The following is a 16,066-nucleotide window of genomic DNA, read 5'->3' on the forward strand; positions in this document are numbered from 1 at the left end:
TCGAACGTTAGGCCGCTTATCCAATGACCTGGTACGCAGACGAAATCATCCTTCGCGCTAGCGACGCGGCCTTGAAGGCGATCAGTGCCTCATCGCACTTGGCGCCCTTTGCGTACCACATCCAGTCACTCGACGGACATGAATGGTATCGGCAGGAACAGCTTCATGCGCTCCCCGATGGCGGGCTATTAATGATACGCCCCGTATGTGGCAGGTCGTCCCACGGCGTTGACTGGCACGGGGTGGCGGCACTTGACTGGGCTGAGCTGCCATTTGATTCAATTGCTGAAGTACTGTTGGACACAAGCGTAACGCAGCAGCTTTCTGAGTACCAGGACGAAGAGTCTATGCCGCCATTGCAGTTGCGCAAGGCGATCGCAAGTCTAGCAGCTCATTTGAAACAACCAGTCCTCTATTACAGCTGTGGCATGTGGGGCGGAAGCATCGACTATGAATATTCCCTTGTGTACGAGCCAATGGAATCAGTCGTTCTCACAAGATCAAGCCTTCAGTCTGACGGTCTGGGTACAGAGGACTCGCTCCGCACCGGCTTGGCAAAAATTGGCCTGAATCTGCCAACCACATACTTTGCCCCGCACACAAGGAGCTATCCATGGCAGCTGCACAAGCTCCGGTGACGTGGCCTAACAGTTCATCCAAGCCGACGCCACTTCGCGGCGTAGCTTAACTCAGGTGTTAGATACAAAACTCACTCCTAGGCATACAAGACAACTACAACATGGATGATTCAGAAGAGTACCCAAGCCGCGAAGAATTCCTAGATTTACTGTGGAGCGAAATCATCAATTCGCCAATGCAGGAAGTCTGGATCGACAATACAATCAATGCATCGCAGCAGCAGCCCGATGGTCCATTCGGGGACGTCGGCCCTGTCCTGGAACGATTGCTTTCTTTGGGAGCATCGAGGCGTGACCTGTCCCTCATCTATCGTATGGCTTCCTATGAGGCCGTGTTCGACACGCTCTATAAGATGGTGGATCCAGGGATCAAACCAGATGACGCAGCCATGCTGTTTGAGGACCTGCTTGGGTCGGACCCATCCGGTTTGGATGCCGGGCCTGGTTCGGCGCCGGAGAAGAACGCCTAACAATCGATGCAAGTCTCCCGAGCCACTCGCTGCGACGGGCTAAGGCTTGCCCTCTGACAAGACGCCGGGCGCCGCAGCAGATGTCTGCAGTCGATCAATTTGTCGGTGACGTTCGGCAGTTGCTGGACTTGCTCACAGATGTAGAAGTGTTGAGAAGCCGCGTTTCTGGAGATACTGCAATCTTTGAGATTGTGAGAAATGTGTCCTTTGAGCCCGATAGCAGTTCCGATGAATCTGTGCTCTTCGGCTTAGCTGCCTGGAATATAGCGGCCGATACTCGAGGATTCGACACAGTTCAGCATGGCTACTTGCATTTGCTGGCCATCCATCTCGCCTGGCATCTTCATGCTATCGGCGCGATCCCCGCGCAGGTGGCAAATGAGCTCCTGGACACGTGGCATGGTGGTCGGATTGGCGCCTAACAAGCTGTTCAAGCCGGCGCCGCTTTGCGACGCGGCTTAACTCAGGTGTTAGGCGGCAGTGCTGTACGTGCGGCGCGGCTTCCACCTTCGGCAACAGCGCTGGCGCCTCACGGTTGGCTCCGGCGCGCAGTCCTCAAGTCTCCAGTCATCGGATCGCCCCCCCCTGCTTCGTCGTCTGGCGTCGTTGCCCCGCTGCGCTCATTACCTTGAGCTTCGGTCACATCCAGCAGCCAGCGCCTCGGGTGAGCCCCAAGGCTACGATCTATGGCATGCTCGGCGCTCGGCGGCAGTGCTGGGGAGCACGGTCCATGCCTTACCACCGCCTGGCAGCGCCGTTTAACCATTCGTTCAAGCCGACGCCGCTTCGCAACGCGGCGCAACTCAGGCATTAGCACACACAACAGCGAGAAGGGGCTCGATGGAAATGACGATCAGAGACGCGCAGTGGGACATGCGTCGCGGCTACTTGAGCGGGAGTACTGGGATCGTGGCCTCGGCGACGGCGTGGGCAGTCGCCACTGCTTTTACGGCGTTGGTCTCGCCGGAGCGCGCTATCTGGGCGCTGCTTATTGGCGGCATGTTGATCTACCCGGTCAGCGTGCTGCTGTGCAAGCTTCTTGGAGCCTCTGGCGCGCACAGTAAAGGCAATCCGCTCGGTCAACTTGCGGGAGCGAGCACGTTCTGGCTCATCTTCAGCTTGCCGCTCGCGTACGGGCTGGGCCTCCGTCAGCCAGCTTGGTTCTTCTTGGGCATGTTGCTCGTCATCGGGGGCCGCTATCTGGTGTTTGCATCTGTCTATGGCATGAGGCTCTACTGGGTGCTGGGTCTGGCGCTCGCTGCGAGCGCAATTGTCTTGGCGTTGTGTCGCGCGCCCGCGGTCTTCGTTGTTGCTGTGGGGGCGGCCATCGAGTTCTCCTTTGGCGCCGTAGCCTTCGCGCAGCATGGAAAGTGGGTGCGCGCCAACAATGTTCTCGACCCGACGCCGCTTCGCAGCGCGGCTTGATCCGATGTCAGGCCTCACTGATCCCACCATACACCCCACTTGACCCAGTCTTCGACATGAGATTCCAACGTCTATTGTTTGTTGTCGTGCTGTACCTGATGGCCGCTTCGACATTCGTTGTGTTTGTCAGCAACGTAGTGCCTTGGTTCCAGTACCGCCTGTCGTCTGCACCCGCGAGGCTATTCCTCTTGCCCCAACCCGTAGGCGACAGCCCGCAAGATGAAATAAGAGCGGCCTCAGATCAGCGAAAGTACGGCCATGCGGTACTTCTGAAACTTGAGTCTGGTGAGACCCTTAGTTCCCACGCGCACCTAAAGTCCGATCAGTACAAGCAGGCGTCTTCAGATCAGGGGCTTCCGGTTCTGTATCGCAAAGATGGGCTAAACAACGTTCAAGTCATTGGCAACCTCCAAGAGCTGGAGTCTCCTTGGGTATGGCTAGCCCTCTGTATCGTCCTCTCGATCGTTGCACCCTACGCGGGACGACTACGGGCGAGGGAGATGGCCAGTTGAGTTCATGCCAGCACGAAATTGAATCACGCCGAGATTAGTCCACCCTTTCAGGCGTTCATCCCCGCTTAGCTGGGCAGTCAAGCGGACCGACTTGGAGCTATCTGCCGACTTCACCTACATAGTCGCCTACAATCTGCCCATCGCATTTCCCAGCCGCAAAAGTCCGGTCGAGGTAACTGCGATTGATTCGGAAGGCGTGTCGGTTGTCCAGCGCGTTGCGGAGGATAGGCGCTGACCTCCGCTTTCACCACACACCTCGCACATGCCCCCATGAACTGGAAAGCGATCCTTGCCTACACCGCGCTGCTGTTTCTTTTCCAGTGCGGCACTGGCTTTGCCAGCGGGTTCTTCGACCCTCTTGGATGGATCGATGCCTGGAACGTCCTCTCGTTCCTGCTATGCGCTGCGCTGTTCGCACACATGACGCAACGCGTGACGCAGCACCATCTGGCGCATGCCTGCCTCATTCTTGCCATCTACGCCGTCATTGCCGACCTGCTCGCGGCGCTGTTGCCGCCAGACACGACTGGCGAACCGACGCTGTTTGTCATTCTCGAATGGGTGCAATTGCTCGCTTCCGCCGGCGTCGGCTTGCTCGTTGGCTGGCTGTTCCTGCGCAGGCCCGAGCAACGCCAGCTATTGTAGGTATACGCGTCCAAAAGCCACTCGACGGCGGGTGAGTGCTCATGTTCAAGATCGCCCACTATCTTGGAAAAGGGATAGCGCTCCTTCTCTTGGCAATGCTCCTGGCATTGATCGCCTACGATGTGCTCGCCGTCCGCCCACATCTGGCTCGGATTCGCGATCTGCTCGCCCAAGCCAATCCAGAAGATGCTTCTCCTCCCGAAGCGATCCGCAGGCTGATCGACGCGAATGTGGACTCGCCTTCTTCGCAGGCGGCCCGCCTGATGACATCCCGCGTTTCATCGGATCTGACGCAAGGGGAATCGCAGATACGCGAAGCGCTTTGGCGCATGCTATTGCCGATGCATTTCGACAAGTCGCAAATGTACGGTATCTACTGCAGCCTTTCTTACAATGGCGTGGATCACGGGCTGAGCAACTTTGCCAATCGAGAGTTCGGCAAGCCACTTGGCCAACTCTCAGCGATGCAGGCGGCGACCACCGTTGCAGTCACCCATGCCCCTACACTCTACTTGAGAGACCGCAACAGGCTGGCCCAGCGCGCTCGGACACTACTGGTGAGGTCCCAGAAGCCGCGTTAGCCCTCCACGCATGCCACAGGAAGGCGACGCCATCGGTTACCCGCGCCGACAGCCCTCTGACAGGATCCTTTCCCACAGGATTGACACACGAATGAAGAAGACCCTGGCGTGCCTTGCAGTGACAGCGACTTTGACGAGCCTGCCGCTCGCAGCACCGGCGTCTGAGCCGGTGTCATCCATCACCCGAGCAACACTGCAGGAGTCCGAGAACGAGTACCAACACAGCCCGCTTTGCGGCAAGGACGAGCTCACCCTGTGGACGTGCCAGACGCGCAGGCGGGTGTTCTCGCTATGCTCGTCGAAGGCGGTCAATCGGACCTCCGGCTACCTGCAGTACCGGGCGTCGGAGGGCGGCAAGTTGGTGCTGCAGTACCCCGCGCAGAAGAAGCCGCCGACGGGGCTTTTCACCTACAACACGTTCCCCAACGGCAACGCATCGATCGAGTTCAGCAACGGCGGCTACCGGTACAGCCTGTTCGATCCACTCCGATCCGCCTCGTCCATCTCCGTCTCTGGACCTGGAGCGTCGGACAAGACCACGCAGATCGCCTGCGGCCCGAACCAGACCCTGCAGCTCAACTACACGATGCGGCTGATGTACGACGCAGGCGTGTGGGTCGATCCCTGAATGCGCTGAAACGGGTCGCGGCGTCGGCGTCCCGCTCCTCCCGACCGGCCGCCGACCGAATACGATGACGGTAGCAGTCGACGCAATCTGCGCTTGCTACACTTGGCGCGACGGCCCTGCTCCCGCGAGCGACCAAGTCGACCGCCATGCCAAAGCCGCCACACATTACTTGTTTTTCCTGCAACCTCTTTCTCCTTCATCGACTATCGGTGCCATCATGAAACAGGCCATCGCGCTTCTGCTGCTCGCCTTCGCCTCCTCGTCCGCTTTCGCGGCCGGCAGATCATGCGAGGAGTTGAAGGCCGAGCTCACCGCGAAACTCGATGCCCACGGGGTCAAGGACTACACGCTGGAGATCGTCGACAACGCCGATATCAAGGCGGACCGCAAGGTCATTGGCAGTTGCGCGGCGGGGAGCAGGAAGATCGTCTACAGCAAGAACAAGCCGTCGACGTAATCGACAGGGGTTGTTACGTCATGCATGCAACGTGGACGCGAGGCATTGTCGTCGCGCGGAGAAGGAGCATGTCATGCAGGTAGTGGATCACGCACCTCATGCCTGGTTCCTCCTGCGCGACGGCGACACGCTGCTGCTCGACGTCAACTGCAGCCATGGGCCCGTCGGTTACGCGTGGGTCATGGCGCTGACTGCCCAGGAAGTTGCGCAGTACCGCGCGCTCGGGCGTGATTTCATCGCGCAGCTCGCCGAGCGCGTGCAGTCTACCGCGCCGGGGGTATTGGGCAATCGGTCGCCGTATCTGGTTCGCAAAGCAGATGCCGAGACTCGCCAGCGCGTCACCCTGGCCATCAAGGCCTGGAACCAGAGCAACTGATTGTCCTGGGTGTTCTGCCTGGAAATCAACGCGCGTGGCCGATCGCGCCAACTGCAATGCGCAAGCAACAACTGGCAATCGGCTGATGTCCCTGACCGGCATCGTGCCGGCTGATTCGGCACGCCGCCTCGTCACCGTCTTGCGACAGTGCGAGATCGCGCCGATCCTCGGACTGTAGTAGGTTCGTCGCGTACGGGTCGATGGGCAGACCTGCCGACCCGAAAACAGGTACCGCTTGCCATGCGTGTATTTCTGGACGACGAGCGAGACACACCCGATGGATGGACAAGGGCTTATTGGCCGGATGACGTCATCGCGCTGCTCCAGACCGGGGAGGTAGAGGAACTCAGCCTGGACCACGATCTCGGTGACGATGCGCGCGGTACAGGCTACGACGTGGTGCTCTGGATCGAGGAGGCGGTCGCGCTTCGGTCCTTCGTCCCGCCGAGGATACACGTCCATTCTGCAAACACTTCGGCGGGGGATAAGATGCGTCGTGGCATCGAGGCGATCAAGCGGATGGCGGCGGAGCGTAGGCACGTGGCTCCATCGCGATGCGACTGACATGCGACTGGTCGCCTGCGCAATGCGCGGTGCACTTCGCACATGCCGACTTTTCATGCCACATCTCCGTTTTTCAGCAGCGACTGCAACCATGACAAAGAATCCGGAAGCCCAACGTCGCAAAGCCCTCCGCAAGGCGGCAGAGCATGAGCAGCGTCTGCATGAAGAAGCCACTCTTCCCCTCCCCAAGGAAACGCTCTGGGCCTTGTTCGATTACTTGAATGAAGCGCTCGCCGATGGCTGCGATCACTCCTTGCGGCTGACCACGCAGTTTCTCGCATCCCGCGATGTCGCTCCGGAGCCGGTCATCCCCTGGCTTGGTACGTACGGCGGCTTCTGCGATTGCGAAGTGCTTTTCAATGTCGAGGAGCGCTGGGGCAAGGAGTGAGAGTGGACGTGATCTCCCGTACGGCCTGACAAACACCTTGGCGGCATCTTCTTCAAGGCACAGCACCCGGCTACGCTGCAGCCCTGGTACCAGGGTCATCTCGGCGCCGACGACGTGTAAGCCCGGGGCGACACCGCCTGTCAACTGTCGACATGGCCGCGCCTGCTACGAGTCGACCATGGTAGTAGAAGAGTAGGGAGCCGCTCACCATCGCGTGCGCGGGCGCGCTTTCATCGCGCCGCTCGCCGATGAGGTGCAGTGGACCGCCCGGAGTGCGCGCAATAGTCGGTCGCCCTATCTCAGACGCAACGTCGCTCGGGAAACCGGTCAGCGCGCCACCTAGGCCATTCAAGGGCCTGCGTGAGGGGGACTGACCGCCAGGCTCACCGCCTGGGGGCCGAAGGCAAGGCGCCACACGTGTTGCTCCCTTGTACATGACAGTCAAGCCACTGGCTGGCCGCCAGCCATACGCACCACGCGGTATCGCATGCCGTTTCGCTCTGGCATGATCCACCCAGGACGGGGATCCAGGACATGAAAGTGGTCATGAAAACGCGAGTCGCCGTGCTCATCGGCATGATGGGCATGATTGTCACAGCCGCCGCCGGCGATGTCCGTGCCGAAGAAAATGAAGCTGCTGCGCCGTACCGGGCGTTTCTGGATGTCTATGCCGGCAAGGACGGACCGCCCATCAACGTCAGCCACGAGGCCGAGGCCATCAATGCCGAACAACTGGAGGCGTTGAAGGGATGTACCGACGGTAAGTCCACATGGAGTGCGACCACGCCCATCGCCGATCTCGGCCCGGTGATCGGCGAACTGCCATACGTGCGCCTGGTCGATCCAAAGCGCTGGACACCGCAGGACCCCGGGGAGCTGATAGGCCAGGGACATCCCGTGGATCAGGCAGTGGAACAAGGCATGGCCGCAGGATTGATGACGCTGACAGCCGTGACCTTCGATGCCAGCCACCAGACGGCGGCGTTCGCCTACTCCTTCCACTGTGGAATGCTGTGCGGGAATGGCGGCATCGTAGTGCTCACCAAGAAGGGGGACGACTGGGACGTCAGCGACAAGCGATGCGGCATGTGGATGTCGAAGCTGGATGCTCCCTCGAAGGCGCCCAAGCAGATGGCAATGCCGCTCGCCAGCTGACGGCGTGATTCGGCGAAACTTGAATCACCTTTGACACGGTAGTCCTATGCATCCTGAAGATCCCTACGCAGCGCCGACATCTGCATTGACGCATTCCAATGCCGCGTCTGCGCCGCTAAAAACGGACAGAACCCTTCAGAAGATTCTCACCGCATTACTGATCTACCCTGCTCTCGACATAGGATTGCCAGCCGTTCTCTCTTTTCTTTCAGGCCGACGACCACCTGTTGTAGTTCTCATGTGACCCATAGCTGCTGCACTTCTCGCATGCTCTGTCTTCATGATCTGGAGAGTCCGGAGCAAGCTATTGCTTGTAGCGCTGGTTCCTATGCTGTTCGCGATCGGATTCACCTCGGAATTGCCAGCACTCTCCCTGATGATCAGTTTTGTACTGACGTTGATCCTTTTCTTTAGGTTGCCCCAAAATAGCCAAAATTGAATCCTTCGGGGCTTCGCGCCCTGACGTCATTCGGTTCGGCTGTTTCGAGTGAAATATTTCTCTTGGTAGGGAACGGCGTACATGATTGCGCTGACGCTGCCCAACGAAATGAAACGCATGCACGTCGACATCACCCACCACGTGGACGCCAGCGAGCCGGACGACGAAGACGGCTACTACTACGCCTACACTCTCTACCGCTTCAGCGACGGCCGCGATCGACTACTGGCGCGCAGCTACGACGACGAGGCGGATCAGGCGCATTTCCTGAATATCGAAGTCGATGGGCACGCGCGGACGATGACCGATACGGACCTGCGGCATCCCCTGCTCTTGGCCGCCGCCGCGTACCTGGGCGAGGCCGGCAAGCGTAGACTGCGCTGGCTGAGCGGCCGCGGCGACGGGTACGAGCCGCTGCCCGGCCAGCCCACCATCGGACCAGCGGAGGCTCCATGAAACGCGTCACCGGGATTGGCGGCATCTTCTTCAAGGCACAGGATCCGGCCGCGCTGCAGGCCTGGTACCAGCGGCATCTCGGCATCGACGTACAGGCCTGGGGCGGCACCGCCTTCGCCTGGAACGACGGCAGCGGCGCACCGGTGACCGGCTCCACTGTCTGGTCGATCGGCGCGGCGACGCAGGAGCCGCACTTCGCCCCCGGCACGGCGCCCTTCATGATCAATTACCGGGTGCACGATCTGCACGCCTTGGTCGCGGCGCTGCGCGAGGAAGGCTGCCACGTGCTGGACCGCATCGACGAATCCGAATACGGCGCCTTCGCCTGGGTCATCGACCCGGAAGGCAACAAGGTGGAACTCTGGCAGCCGCCCGCCGGGCAGTAGCGCCCGGCGCCGGCCGTCAGCCGTTGCCGCTTGAGCCCGCCCAACGCGCAGCAAGATCCGCTACACCTGCGGGCGTGCTCCGGCGTCGCCTACAGTCACCGACCGGGGGCTGTGCACCGCCGACAGGCGGCGCACGATCTTCGCCCGCCCTGCACCGCCCTGCCACTACTGTCCGCGCTCATTGTCCTGATCGGGATCCGCGCCACCGATGAATGCCTCCGTCCCCGGTTCCCCTTCGCCCCTGCGCGCGTTCACGGCGCGGGTCCTGGTCGTCATGGCGCTGGGCGCGCTGGCGCTGCTGGCCTGGCAGTTGTCGGAGCTGCTGCTGATCGTGTTCGGCGCGGTGGTGGTGGGCGTGCTGCTGCACGGGCTGGCCACGCTGTTGCGCAAGTGGTTGCCGCTGCCGGAGTGGGCGGCGCTGGCGCTGGTGATCCTGGTGCTGGTGCTGGCGCTGTCGGCGATCGTGCTGCTGTTCGGCGCCGAGGTCGCCGCGCAGATCGACACCTTCCGCGCCACCCTGCCGGCGGCCTGGAACAAGTTCCATGCCTGGCTGCAGTCCGGCCCGCTGGGGCCGCAGATCGAGCGCATCCCCGACCAGTTGCGCGACGGCGCTTCGACCCTGGCCACGCATGCCGGCGCCATCGTGCTGTCGGCCGGTGGCGGCGTCACCGATGCGGTGCTGATGATGGTCGGCGGGCTGTACCTGGCCGCGCAGCCGCGGCTGTATCGGCATGGCCTGCTGCACCTGCTGCCGCGCGACCGCCGCGGCGTCGCCGACGAGGCGCTGACCGCCAGCGGCCAGGCGCTGCGCGCGTGGCTGACCGGTCAGTTGCTGGCGATGGCGGTGATCGGCACCCTGACCGGCATCGGCCTGTGGCTGCTGGGCGTGCCGGTGGCACTGGGCATCGGCCTGCTGACCGCGCTGCTGGACTTCATCCCCATCGTCGGCCCGATCGTGGCGGCGGTGCCGGCGATCCTGCTGGGCTTCACGGTCAGCCCGCAGGTGGCGCTGGGCGCGCTGTTGCTGTTCGTGGTGCTGCAGCAGTTGGAGGGCCACATCCTGCAGCCGCTGATCCAGGCGCGCGCGGTGGATCTGCCCCCGGCGCTGCTGCTGTTCTCGCTGTTCGGCATCGGCGTGCTGTTCGGGCCGATGGGCGTGGTGCTGGCGGCGCCGCTCACCGTGGTGCTCTACGTGCTGGTCAAGCGCTTGTACGTGCAACACGCGCTGGGCGATGCCGAAGGCGCGGATGGAGCGGGAAAGCCCGCCGCCTGAGCTCCAGGACGATCGGCCCCGTTTTCCGCACGCGACGATGCCCACCGACCCGCAGGACCTGCAACGCGATCTGGCCGAGACCTTGCACGGTGCCGCCGCGTACAACGACAAGGGCTATGCCTGGCTCGGACACCATGCCCGGCAGATCGCCGACATGCAGCACCGGTTCCAGACGCATCTGACAGAACTGGTCGCGCGCCTGGGCGAAGCGCGGCTGGGCCCGGCGCTGAGCACCGCCATCGCCAGCGGCGCGGCCGCGCGCGACGGCTCGGGCGACTATGTGGTGCTGTGCGAGCAGATATTCGGCCGCGCGCGGGTGCGCCGCTGAGGTCGCACACTGGCACCGCGTGCCGCAGCGTCATCGGTCATCCGAGAAACGCGGCCTGCGATACGGCCGCTGAACGTCGGCCCCGGAGTGGGACCGCCTCGCTTTGACTTGTCATTCACGCGGCCCACACTGGCGGGTGCCTTTTCCCTCGCCCGATGACCCCGTGAAGAAGCCGCCCCAGGATCCTGCGTCCACCCCGCCCGCCGACACCGACACCACCCCCGAAAACCCGCAACGCCGACGCCTGCTCGGCGGCCTGGCGCTGGCCGGCAGCGCCCTGGCGCTCGGCGGCCCCGCCGAGGCCCAGGCCGAAACCGCCAAGCGCGCGCCAGCGCGTGCGCTGTCGGCGACGGAACTGGATCGGCAACTGCGGCAGAAGATCGAGCATGTGGTGGTGATCTACGCCGAGAACCGCAGCTTCAACAACCTGTTCCCGGAGTTCCCCGGGCTGCAGCAGCCGCTGTCCAAGGTGACGCCGGCGCAAGCGCGGCAGGTGGACCGCGACGGCAGCGTGCTCGATATCCTGCCGCCGATCTGGGGCGGGCTGGCGCCGGACGAACAGGTGGTGGCGCACCGCCGCTACAAGATCGGCGAGGACGCGATCGGGCCGCTGCCCAACGCGCCGTTCGCGCTGCGCACGCCCGACGGCCAGTTGCTGCCGCACGGCATCGTGACCCGCGACCTGGTGCATCGCTTCTACGAGAACCAGATGCAGATCAATGGCGGCCGCAACGACGGCTTCGCCGCATGGAGCGACGCCGGTGGCCTGGTGATGGGCCACTACGCCGATGCGCCGGCCACGCTACGGCTGTGGAGCCTGGCCCGCGAGTACACGCTGTGCGACAACTTCTTCATGGGTGCGTTCGGCGGCTCGTTCCTCAACCACCAGTACCTGATCGCCGCGCAGCCGCCGTACTACCCCAAGGCCGACAGCAGCCCGGGGCGGACGCAGATCAGCGTGCTGGCCAGCGACCGCCCGGACGAGATCCGTCTGGCGGTGCAGGACGATTCGCCGGGCACCGCGCTCAACGGCCGGCCGCGCTTCGTGCGCAACGGCGCGCTGACCCCGGATTTCTGGGCGATCAACACCCTGAGCCCGCCGTTCCAGCCCAGCACCAGCCAGGATCCGGCGCGCCCGGACTACGCCGACCCGAACAGCCCCAACACGCTGCCGGCGCAGACCCACCGCCATATCGGCGATGCGCTCGACGCCAAGGGCGTGGACTGGGCCTGGTACGCCGGTGGCTGGGCGCTGGCGGTGCAGGGCAAGGGCGACACCGGCGATACCAGCGAGTTCCCGGGCAGCCCCAACTTCCAGATCCACCACCAGCCGTTCAACTACTTCGCCAACCTCGCTCCGGGCACGCCGGCACGGGCGCGGCGCCTGCGCGACGGCGGCCTGGGCGACAGCGCCCCGCAGAACCGCTTCCTCGCCGACGTGCAGGCCGGCACGCTGCCGCCGGTGACGTTCTACAAGCCGCAGGGCAACCTCAACATGCACGCTGGCTATTCCGACGTGGCCGCCGGCGATCGCCACATCGCGATGGTGGTGGAGGCGCTGCGCACCAGCCCGCTGTGGGAGAAGACCGTCGTGTTCATCACCTTCGACGAGAACGGCGGCTGGTGGGATCACGTGGCGCCGCCCAAGGCCGACCGCTGGGGTCCGGGTTCGCGCATCCCGGCGCTGGTGGTGTCGCCGCACGCCAGGCGCGGCCACGTCGACCACAGCGTCTACGACACCGGCTCGATCCTGCGCTTCATCACCCGCCGCTTCGACCTGGAGCCGTTGCCGGGCCTGGTCGAGCGCGAGCGCGCGATGCACGCCGCCAGCGGCATGGTGCCGGGCGACCTCACCGCCGCGCTGGATCTGGGTTAGACCGGCGCGCGTTGCGCAGGGCGCGGCGGACTGCCGCCGCCCTGTCCTGCCTCACGCAGTGCCGCGCTCAGGCGGCGTGGAAGGTGCCGGCGCCGCGTTGGCGGCGGAACAGCAGCCAGGTGCAGACCAGACCGATCAGCGCCGCCAGCGACAGCCACAGCGCCGGCGCCGCGCGGCTATGCGTGGTGTGGATCAGCCAGGTGGACACCGCCGGGGTGAAGCCGCCCATCGTGGCGGTGGCCAGGCTGTAGGCCAGCGAGAAGCCGGTGGTGCGCACCTCGGCAGGCATCACCTCGGTCAGCGCCACCACCATCGCGCCGTTGTAGGCGCCGTACAGCAGCGACAGCCACTCGCCGACCAGCAGCAGCCGACCGAACGAGGGCGCGTCGACCAGCCACTGCAGCGCCGGCCACACCGTCAGCAGCATCGCCACGCTGGCGAACACCAGCAGCGGCTTGCGGCCGATGCGGTCGCTCAGCGCGCCCATCACCGGCAGCCACACGAAGTTGGACAGGCCGATGCAGCCGGTCACCACCAGGCTGTCCAGCTCGCTCAGGTGCAGCTCGGCACGGCCGTAGGTCGGCATGTAGGCGGTGATCAGGTAGAACGACACGGTAGTCATCATCACCATGCCCACGCCGGCCAGGATCAAGCCGACATTGGCGCGCAGCGAGCGGGCGATGCCGGCCAGGTCCGGCGCCTGGCGCGCGGCGAACTCCGGGGTTTCCTGCAGCGAGCGGCGGATCAGGAAGATCAGCGGCACGATCAGGCTGCCGATGGCGAACGGCACGCGCCAGCCCCAGCTGTCCATCACGCTGTCGGACAGCAGCGCATGCAGGGCGACGCCGAGCGCAGCGGCGAACACCACCGCCACCTGCTGGCTGGCCGACTGCCAGGCCACGTAGAAGCCCCGCCGGCCCGGCGTGGCGATCTCGGCCAGATACACCGACACGCCGCCCAGCTCGGCGCCGGCGGAAAAGCCCTGCAGCAGGCGGCCAAGCAGCACCAGCACCGGCGCCAGCACGCCGATGGTGCCGTAGCCGGGGACGAAGGCGATCAGCAGCACGCCCGCCGACATCAGCCCCAGGGTCAGGATCAGGCCCTTGCGGCGGCCGTGCCGGTCAATATAACCGCCCAGCACCAGCGCGCCGATCGGCCGCATCAGGAAACCGGCGCCGAACGTGGCCAGCGACAGCATCAGCGAGGCGAACGCGCTTTTCGCCGGGAAGAACGCATGGCCGATGGCCGTGGCATAGAAGCCATAGACCATGAAGTCGTACATCTCGAGGAAGTTGCCGGTGACCACACGGAACACGGCGGCGGCACCGTGCGGCGCGGCATCGGCGGTGGCTGGGGTTGGTGCGGGAGCGGTCATCGGTCGAAGTCTGCTGGAGAAGAAACGGCGCCGCCTTGCGATGCGATACGACAGCGTGGGCAGCGCGCGTGGCAACGGTACAACACGACGCGTGCGCATGCCGCCATGGAGCAGCGCGCCGCTACGTGCGGGTTAATGCATGGCGATCCGAGGGCGCGGCTCCTGGACACTCGCTGTTGCAACGCCGGGATGCACTGCGACGCGCCGGCGATGCGCGCAGATGCCGGTGCAGGCGTTGATCCAACTTGCACATCCGCGCACGATGCCTGGCGCGGCCAGCTCCGCCGAATCTGGCGCGCACGCGCATGTCGACCACACCGCCACTCCCGAATCGGTAGGCTGCACGCTGGTCATGCCCCAGGAAGCACCCCCGATGCGTCCCGTTCGACCGCTGCATCTCGGCGTGATCGCCGACACCCATGGCCTGCTGCGGCCCGAGGCACTGGAGGCGCTGCGCGGCTGTGCCGCCATCGTGCATGCCGGCGACATCGGCAAAGCGGACGTGCTGGAGGCGCTGCGGGCACTGGCACCGCTGCACGCGATCCGCGGCAACATCGATACCGCGCCGTGGGCGCAGGCACTGCCCGAGACCCTGGACCTGGACATCGACGGCGTGCGCCTGCACGTGCGCCACGACCTGAAGACACTGGACCACGTCGCCGACGGTGTGGACGTGGTGATCAGCGGCCACTCGCACATGCCGTCGCTGCAGACCCGCGACGGGGTGCTCTATCTCAATCCCGGCAGCGCCGGGCCGCGCCGCTTCCGCCTGCCGATCAGCGTCGGGCATCTGTACCTGACATCAGACGGCCCGCGCGGCGAATTGCAGACCCTGGGCTAGCGCGCGCACCAGCGCCCCCCGCTCGCGGCGGGCAGGCGACGAACGCGCGCGATCTTCGCTACAGTGGGCGCGGGGAGGCGTGCGGCCAGCGGATGGGCGTGGCGGCGCCAGGATGCGACAGCGCGAAGGGGAGCAAGCATGCGCAAGGGATGGAACGTGTTCGGCAAGGTCGGCCTCGGCCGCATGACCAAGGACGAGTACCAGGCCAATCTCAACGGCCTGAACATGTTCTTCGGTGCCGTCCTGGGCCTGGTGCTCACCGGCACCGAACGCCTCAACGCCTGGCAGTTCGGTGTGGTCCTGGGCGTGCTCGCCAGCCTGGTCACCTCGATCCTGTTCATTTCCAGCAGCCGGCACCGGGTGGCGTACGCGATCTACACCCTGCTGATGGTGCTGGCGCTGCCGAAGGTGATCGACGTGATGCTCAAGGGCCAGGCACTGCTGCCGGACAAGGTGCAGCCGACGCTGATCGTGTGGACCATGATGACCATCATGGTGGAGTTCTGGGGCCGCGAACGTGACCAAGACGAGGCGACCGCCGCCTCCGATCCATCCCGTTGAGCGCCGTCGAGCAACACCTCCAGCGCATCGCCCGATCTTCCCGATCCGGATGCGTCTCTTACACACCCACCATGTCGAACCGGCTGCTGGCCGATCGAATCGGATGCCATGTGCCATGAAAGCATGTAGACCCTGGACCGTTGCGCTTGCGTTGTGCCTGCTGACGAGCTCCTGCGCCACCATCACCGCGCCGCTCTACACGTATCGGCCACGTCCCGTCCTGGACCACGCGATCGATGCCAGATTCGACTTTCAAGGCAGGTGGGAAGGCATGCTCGACGGATTCGACGCGCCGCATTACGTGGATAGCGCAGGCTTCCCCATGCGTTTTCGCTTCGTGGTTTCGCGCTGGCACGTGCGCGTGTACAACCTGGTCAGGGGAACGTGGCAGGAAATGAAGCCCGGGCAGTTCCGCATGCGCAATTCCGGCCCGCATGCGCTCATCTACAGCACCACCTCCGGACGCGATGAGGACGGCGTCTGGGTCGAGTCGTCGTCGTTCACGCTTGCGCGGACCTCCAATGACGAGATGATCGTCTACTGGCAGCGCACGGTGAACAATCTCGACGTTCCCCCGACCGATCAGTGGTAACAATTCGCCTGGGGCTACAGCGGCACCATGCAGCGTGTGGTCGCCAGCGACTGACATCCGCAAGCACGACAACGCTGCCGGCATGGCCGCGGCGATCGTC

Annotated in this window: 22 protein-coding genes; 21 read left to right on the plus strand and 1 reads right to left on the minus strand. The window is 64.2% G+C overall.

From position 1 onward, the window contains the following. Positions 1 to 23 precede the first annotated feature (23 nt). The 18 genes from RAB71_RS19895 to acpA all read left to right on the plus strand — a co-directional run bounded on the left by RAB71_RS19895 (position 24) and on the right by acpA (position 12,597). Positions 24 to 638, plus strand: coding sequence for a hypothetical protein (locus RAB71_RS19895; protein ID WP_138985699.1), 615 nt, complete (start codon positions 24 to 26; stop codon positions 636 to 638). Positions 639 to 739: 101 nt separating this feature from the next. Next, positions 740 to 1,108, plus strand: a complete 369-nt coding sequence (locus RAB71_RS19900; protein ID WP_138985698.1) for a hypothetical protein — start codon at positions 740 to 742, stop codon at positions 1,106 to 1,108. 80 nt (positions 1,109 to 1,188) lie between these two features. Beyond that, complete coding sequence (locus RAB71_RS19905) at positions 1,189 to 1,530, plus strand: hypothetical protein (RefSeq protein WP_138985697.1); 342 nt, start codon at positions 1,189 to 1,191, stop codon at positions 1,528 to 1,530. 418 nt (positions 1,531 to 1,948) lie between these two features. Next, the gene (locus RAB71_RS19910; protein ID WP_010340335.1) at positions 1,949 to 2,533 is read left to right on the plus strand and encodes a hypothetical protein; all 585 of its coding nucleotides are present in this window, start codon (positions 1,949 to 1,951) and stop codon (positions 2,531 to 2,533) included. Between the two features lie 782 nt (positions 2,534 to 3,315). Next, complete coding sequence (locus RAB71_RS19915) at positions 3,316 to 3,690, plus strand: hypothetical protein (protein WP_010340334.1); 375 nt, start codon at positions 3,316 to 3,318, stop codon at positions 3,688 to 3,690. Between the two features lie 41 nt (positions 3,691 to 3,731). Continuing rightward, a complete protein-coding gene (locus RAB71_RS19920; protein ID WP_010340333.1) occupies positions 3,732 to 4,271 on the plus strand; it encodes a transglycosylase domain-containing protein in 540 nt (179 codons plus the stop codon). 91 nt (positions 4,272 to 4,362) lie between these two features. Then, positions 4,363 to 4,899 carry a hypothetical protein gene (locus RAB71_RS19925; protein WP_234006619.1) on the plus strand — a complete coding sequence of 179 codons (537 nt, stop codon included), beginning with the start codon at positions 4,363 to 4,365 and terminating at the stop codon, positions 4,897 to 4,899. A 217-nt stretch (positions 4,900 to 5,116) separates the two neighbouring features. Next, complete coding sequence (locus RAB71_RS19930) at positions 5,117 to 5,356, plus strand: DUF1161 domain-containing protein (RefSeq protein WP_010340331.1); 240 nt, start codon at positions 5,117 to 5,119, stop codon at positions 5,354 to 5,356. A gap of 73 nt (positions 5,357 to 5,429) precedes the next feature. Beyond that, on the plus strand, positions 5,430 to 5,732 hold the full coding sequence (locus RAB71_RS19935; RefSeq protein WP_010340330.1) for a hypothetical protein: 303 nt from the start codon (positions 5,430 to 5,432) through the stop codon (positions 5,730 to 5,732). A 34-nt stretch (positions 5,733 to 5,766) separates the two neighbouring features. Next, positions 5,767 to 5,910 carry a hypothetical protein gene (locus tag RAB71_RS19940; protein ID WP_156148531.1) on the plus strand — a complete coding sequence of 48 codons (144 nt, stop codon included), beginning with the start codon at positions 5,767 to 5,769 and terminating at the stop codon, positions 5,908 to 5,910. A gap of 62 nt (positions 5,911 to 5,972) precedes the next feature. Next, positions 5,973 to 6,296 (plus strand): cyclic-phosphate processing receiver domain-containing protein, encoded by a 324-nt coding sequence (locus tag RAB71_RS19945; protein WP_010340329.1) that lies wholly within the window; start codon positions 5,973 to 5,975, stop codon positions 6,294 to 6,296. A gap of 91 nt (positions 6,297 to 6,387) precedes the next feature. After that, positions 6,388 to 6,684: a DUF2695 domain-containing protein gene (locus RAB71_RS19950; RefSeq protein ID WP_029561725.1), complete on the plus strand. Its 297-nt coding sequence runs from the start codon at positions 6,388 to 6,390 to the stop codon at positions 6,682 to 6,684. Between the two features lie 534 nt (positions 6,685 to 7,218). Beyond that, positions 7,219 to 7,839 carry a hypothetical protein gene (locus RAB71_RS19955; protein WP_029561724.1) on the plus strand — a complete coding sequence of 207 codons (621 nt, stop codon included), beginning with the start codon at positions 7,219 to 7,221 and terminating at the stop codon, positions 7,837 to 7,839. A gap of 556 nt (positions 7,840 to 8,395) precedes the next feature. Continuing rightward, the gene (locus RAB71_RS19960) at positions 8,396 to 8,734 is read left to right on the plus strand and encodes a hypothetical protein (RefSeq protein WP_029561723.1); all 339 of its coding nucleotides are present in this window, start codon (positions 8,396 to 8,398) and stop codon (positions 8,732 to 8,734) included. Continuing rightward, a complete protein-coding gene (locus RAB71_RS19965; protein WP_010340325.1) occupies positions 8,731 to 9,120 on the plus strand; it encodes a VOC family protein in 390 nt (129 codons plus the stop codon). Before RAB71_RS19960 ends, RAB71_RS19965 begins: the two co-directional genes overlap by 4 nt. Positions 9,121 to 9,394: 274 nt before the next feature. Continuing rightward, entirely contained in the window at positions 9,395 to 10,393 is a 999-nt protein-coding gene (locus RAB71_RS19970) for an AI-2E family transporter (protein WP_010340324.1), read from the plus strand. A 37-nt stretch (positions 10,394 to 10,430) separates the two neighbouring features. Then, a complete protein-coding gene (locus RAB71_RS19975) occupies positions 10,431 to 10,721 on the plus strand; it encodes a hypothetical protein (protein WP_010340323.1) in 291 nt (96 codons plus the stop codon). Positions 10,722 to 10,884: 163 nt separating this feature from the next. After that, positions 10,885 to 12,597, plus strand: coding sequence for an acid phosphatase (gene acpA / locus RAB71_RS19980; RefSeq protein WP_010340322.1), 1,713 nt, complete (start codon positions 10,885 to 10,887; stop codon positions 12,595 to 12,597). A 67-nt stretch (positions 12,598 to 12,664) separates the two neighbouring features. Here acpA and RAB71_RS19985 read toward each other — a convergent pair whose 3' ends face one another. Next, positions 12,665 to 13,972, minus strand: a complete 1,308-nt coding sequence (locus RAB71_RS19985; protein ID WP_010340321.1) for an MFS transporter — start codon at positions 13,970 to 13,972, stop codon at positions 12,665 to 12,667. 373 nt (positions 13,973 to 14,345) lie between these two features. On the opposite strand from RAB71_RS19985, the gene RAB71_RS19990 reads away from it, so the two are divergent. The 3 genes from RAB71_RS19990 to RAB71_RS20000 all read left to right on the plus strand — a co-directional run bounded on the left by RAB71_RS19990 (position 14,346) and on the right by RAB71_RS20000 (position 15,966). Beyond that, on the plus strand, positions 14,346 to 14,813 hold the full coding sequence (locus RAB71_RS19990) for a metallophosphoesterase family protein (protein WP_029561721.1): 468 nt from the start codon (positions 14,346 to 14,348) through the stop codon (positions 14,811 to 14,813). Between the two features lie 138 nt (positions 14,814 to 14,951). Next, positions 14,952 to 15,374, plus strand: coding sequence for a hypothetical protein (locus RAB71_RS19995; protein WP_010340319.1), 423 nt, complete (start codon positions 14,952 to 14,954; stop codon positions 15,372 to 15,374). 271 nt (positions 15,375 to 15,645) lie between these two features. Further along, positions 15,646 to 15,966: a hypothetical protein gene (locus RAB71_RS20000; RefSeq protein ID WP_236614864.1), complete on the plus strand. Its 321-nt coding sequence runs from the start codon at positions 15,646 to 15,648 to the stop codon at positions 15,964 to 15,966. Positions 15,967 to 16,066 lie beyond the last annotated feature (100 nt).

The organism is Xanthomonas sacchari, assembly GCF_040529065.1.
GTDB lineage: Bacteria > Pseudomonadota > Gammaproteobacteria > Xanthomonadales > Xanthomonadaceae > Xanthomonas_A > Xanthomonas_A sacchari.

Excerpts from the sequence above, each read along its gene's own strand:
- RAB71_RS19895 (WP_138985699.1), top strand. The coding sequence starts at position 24 with ATGACCTGGTACGCAGACGAAATCATCCTTCGCGCTAGCGACGCGGCC.
- RAB71_RS19900 (WP_138985698.1), top strand. The coding sequence starts at position 740 with ATGGATGATTCAGAAGAGTACCCAAGCCGCGAAGAATTCCTAGATTTA.
- RAB71_RS19905 (WP_138985697.1), top strand. The coding sequence starts at position 1,189 with ATGTCTGCAGTCGATCAATTTGTCGGTGACGTTCGGCAGTTGCTGGAC.
- RAB71_RS19910 (WP_010340335.1), top strand. The coding sequence starts at position 1,949 with ATGGAAATGACGATCAGAGACGCGCAGTGGGACATGCGTCGCGGCTAC.
- RAB71_RS19915 (WP_010340334.1), top strand. The coding sequence starts at position 3,316 with ATGAACTGGAAAGCGATCCTTGCCTACACCGCGCTGCTGTTTCTTTTC.
- RAB71_RS19920 (WP_010340333.1), top strand. The coding sequence starts at position 3,732 with ATGTTCAAGATCGCCCACTATCTTGGAAAAGGGATAGCGCTCCTTCTC.
- RAB71_RS19925 (WP_234006619.1), top strand. The coding sequence starts at position 4,363 with ATGAAGAAGACCCTGGCGTGCCTTGCAGTGACAGCGACTTTGACGAGC.
- RAB71_RS19930 (WP_010340331.1), top strand. The coding sequence starts at position 5,117 with ATGAAACAGGCCATCGCGCTTCTGCTGCTCGCCTTCGCCTCCTCGTCC.
- RAB71_RS19935 (WP_010340330.1), top strand. The coding sequence starts at position 5,430 with ATGCAGGTAGTGGATCACGCACCTCATGCCTGGTTCCTCCTGCGCGAC.
- RAB71_RS19945 (WP_010340329.1), top strand. The coding sequence starts at position 5,973 with ATGCGTGTATTTCTGGACGACGAGCGAGACACACCCGATGGATGGACA.
- RAB71_RS19950 (WP_029561725.1), top strand. The coding sequence starts at position 6,388 with ATGACAAAGAATCCGGAAGCCCAACGTCGCAAAGCCCTCCGCAAGGCG.
- RAB71_RS19955 (WP_029561724.1), top strand. The coding sequence starts at position 7,219 with ATGAAAGTGGTCATGAAAACGCGAGTCGCCGTGCTCATCGGCATGATG.
- RAB71_RS19960 (WP_029561723.1), top strand. The coding sequence starts at position 8,396 with ATGCACGTCGACATCACCCACCACGTGGACGCCAGCGAGCCGGACGAC.
- RAB71_RS19965 (WP_010340325.1), top strand. The coding sequence starts at position 8,731 with ATGAAACGCGTCACCGGGATTGGCGGCATCTTCTTCAAGGCACAGGAT.
- RAB71_RS19970 (WP_010340324.1), top strand. The coding sequence starts at position 9,395 with ATGGCGCTGGGCGCGCTGGCGCTGCTGGCCTGGCAGTTGTCGGAGCTG.
- RAB71_RS19975 (WP_010340323.1), top strand. The coding sequence starts at position 10,431 with ATGCCCACCGACCCGCAGGACCTGCAACGCGATCTGGCCGAGACCTTG.
- RAB71_RS19985 (WP_010340321.1), bottom strand. The coding sequence starts at position 13,972 with ATGACCGCTCCCGCACCAACCCCAGCCACCGCCGATGCCGCGCCGCAC.
- RAB71_RS19990 (WP_029561721.1), top strand. The coding sequence starts at position 14,346 with ATGCGTCCCGTTCGACCGCTGCATCTCGGCGTGATCGCCGACACCCAT.
- RAB71_RS19995 (WP_010340319.1), top strand. The coding sequence starts at position 14,952 with ATGCGCAAGGGATGGAACGTGTTCGGCAAGGTCGGCCTCGGCCGCATG.
- RAB71_RS20000 (WP_236614864.1), top strand. The coding sequence starts at position 15,646 with ATGCTCGACGGATTCGACGCGCCGCATTACGTGGATAGCGCAGGCTTC.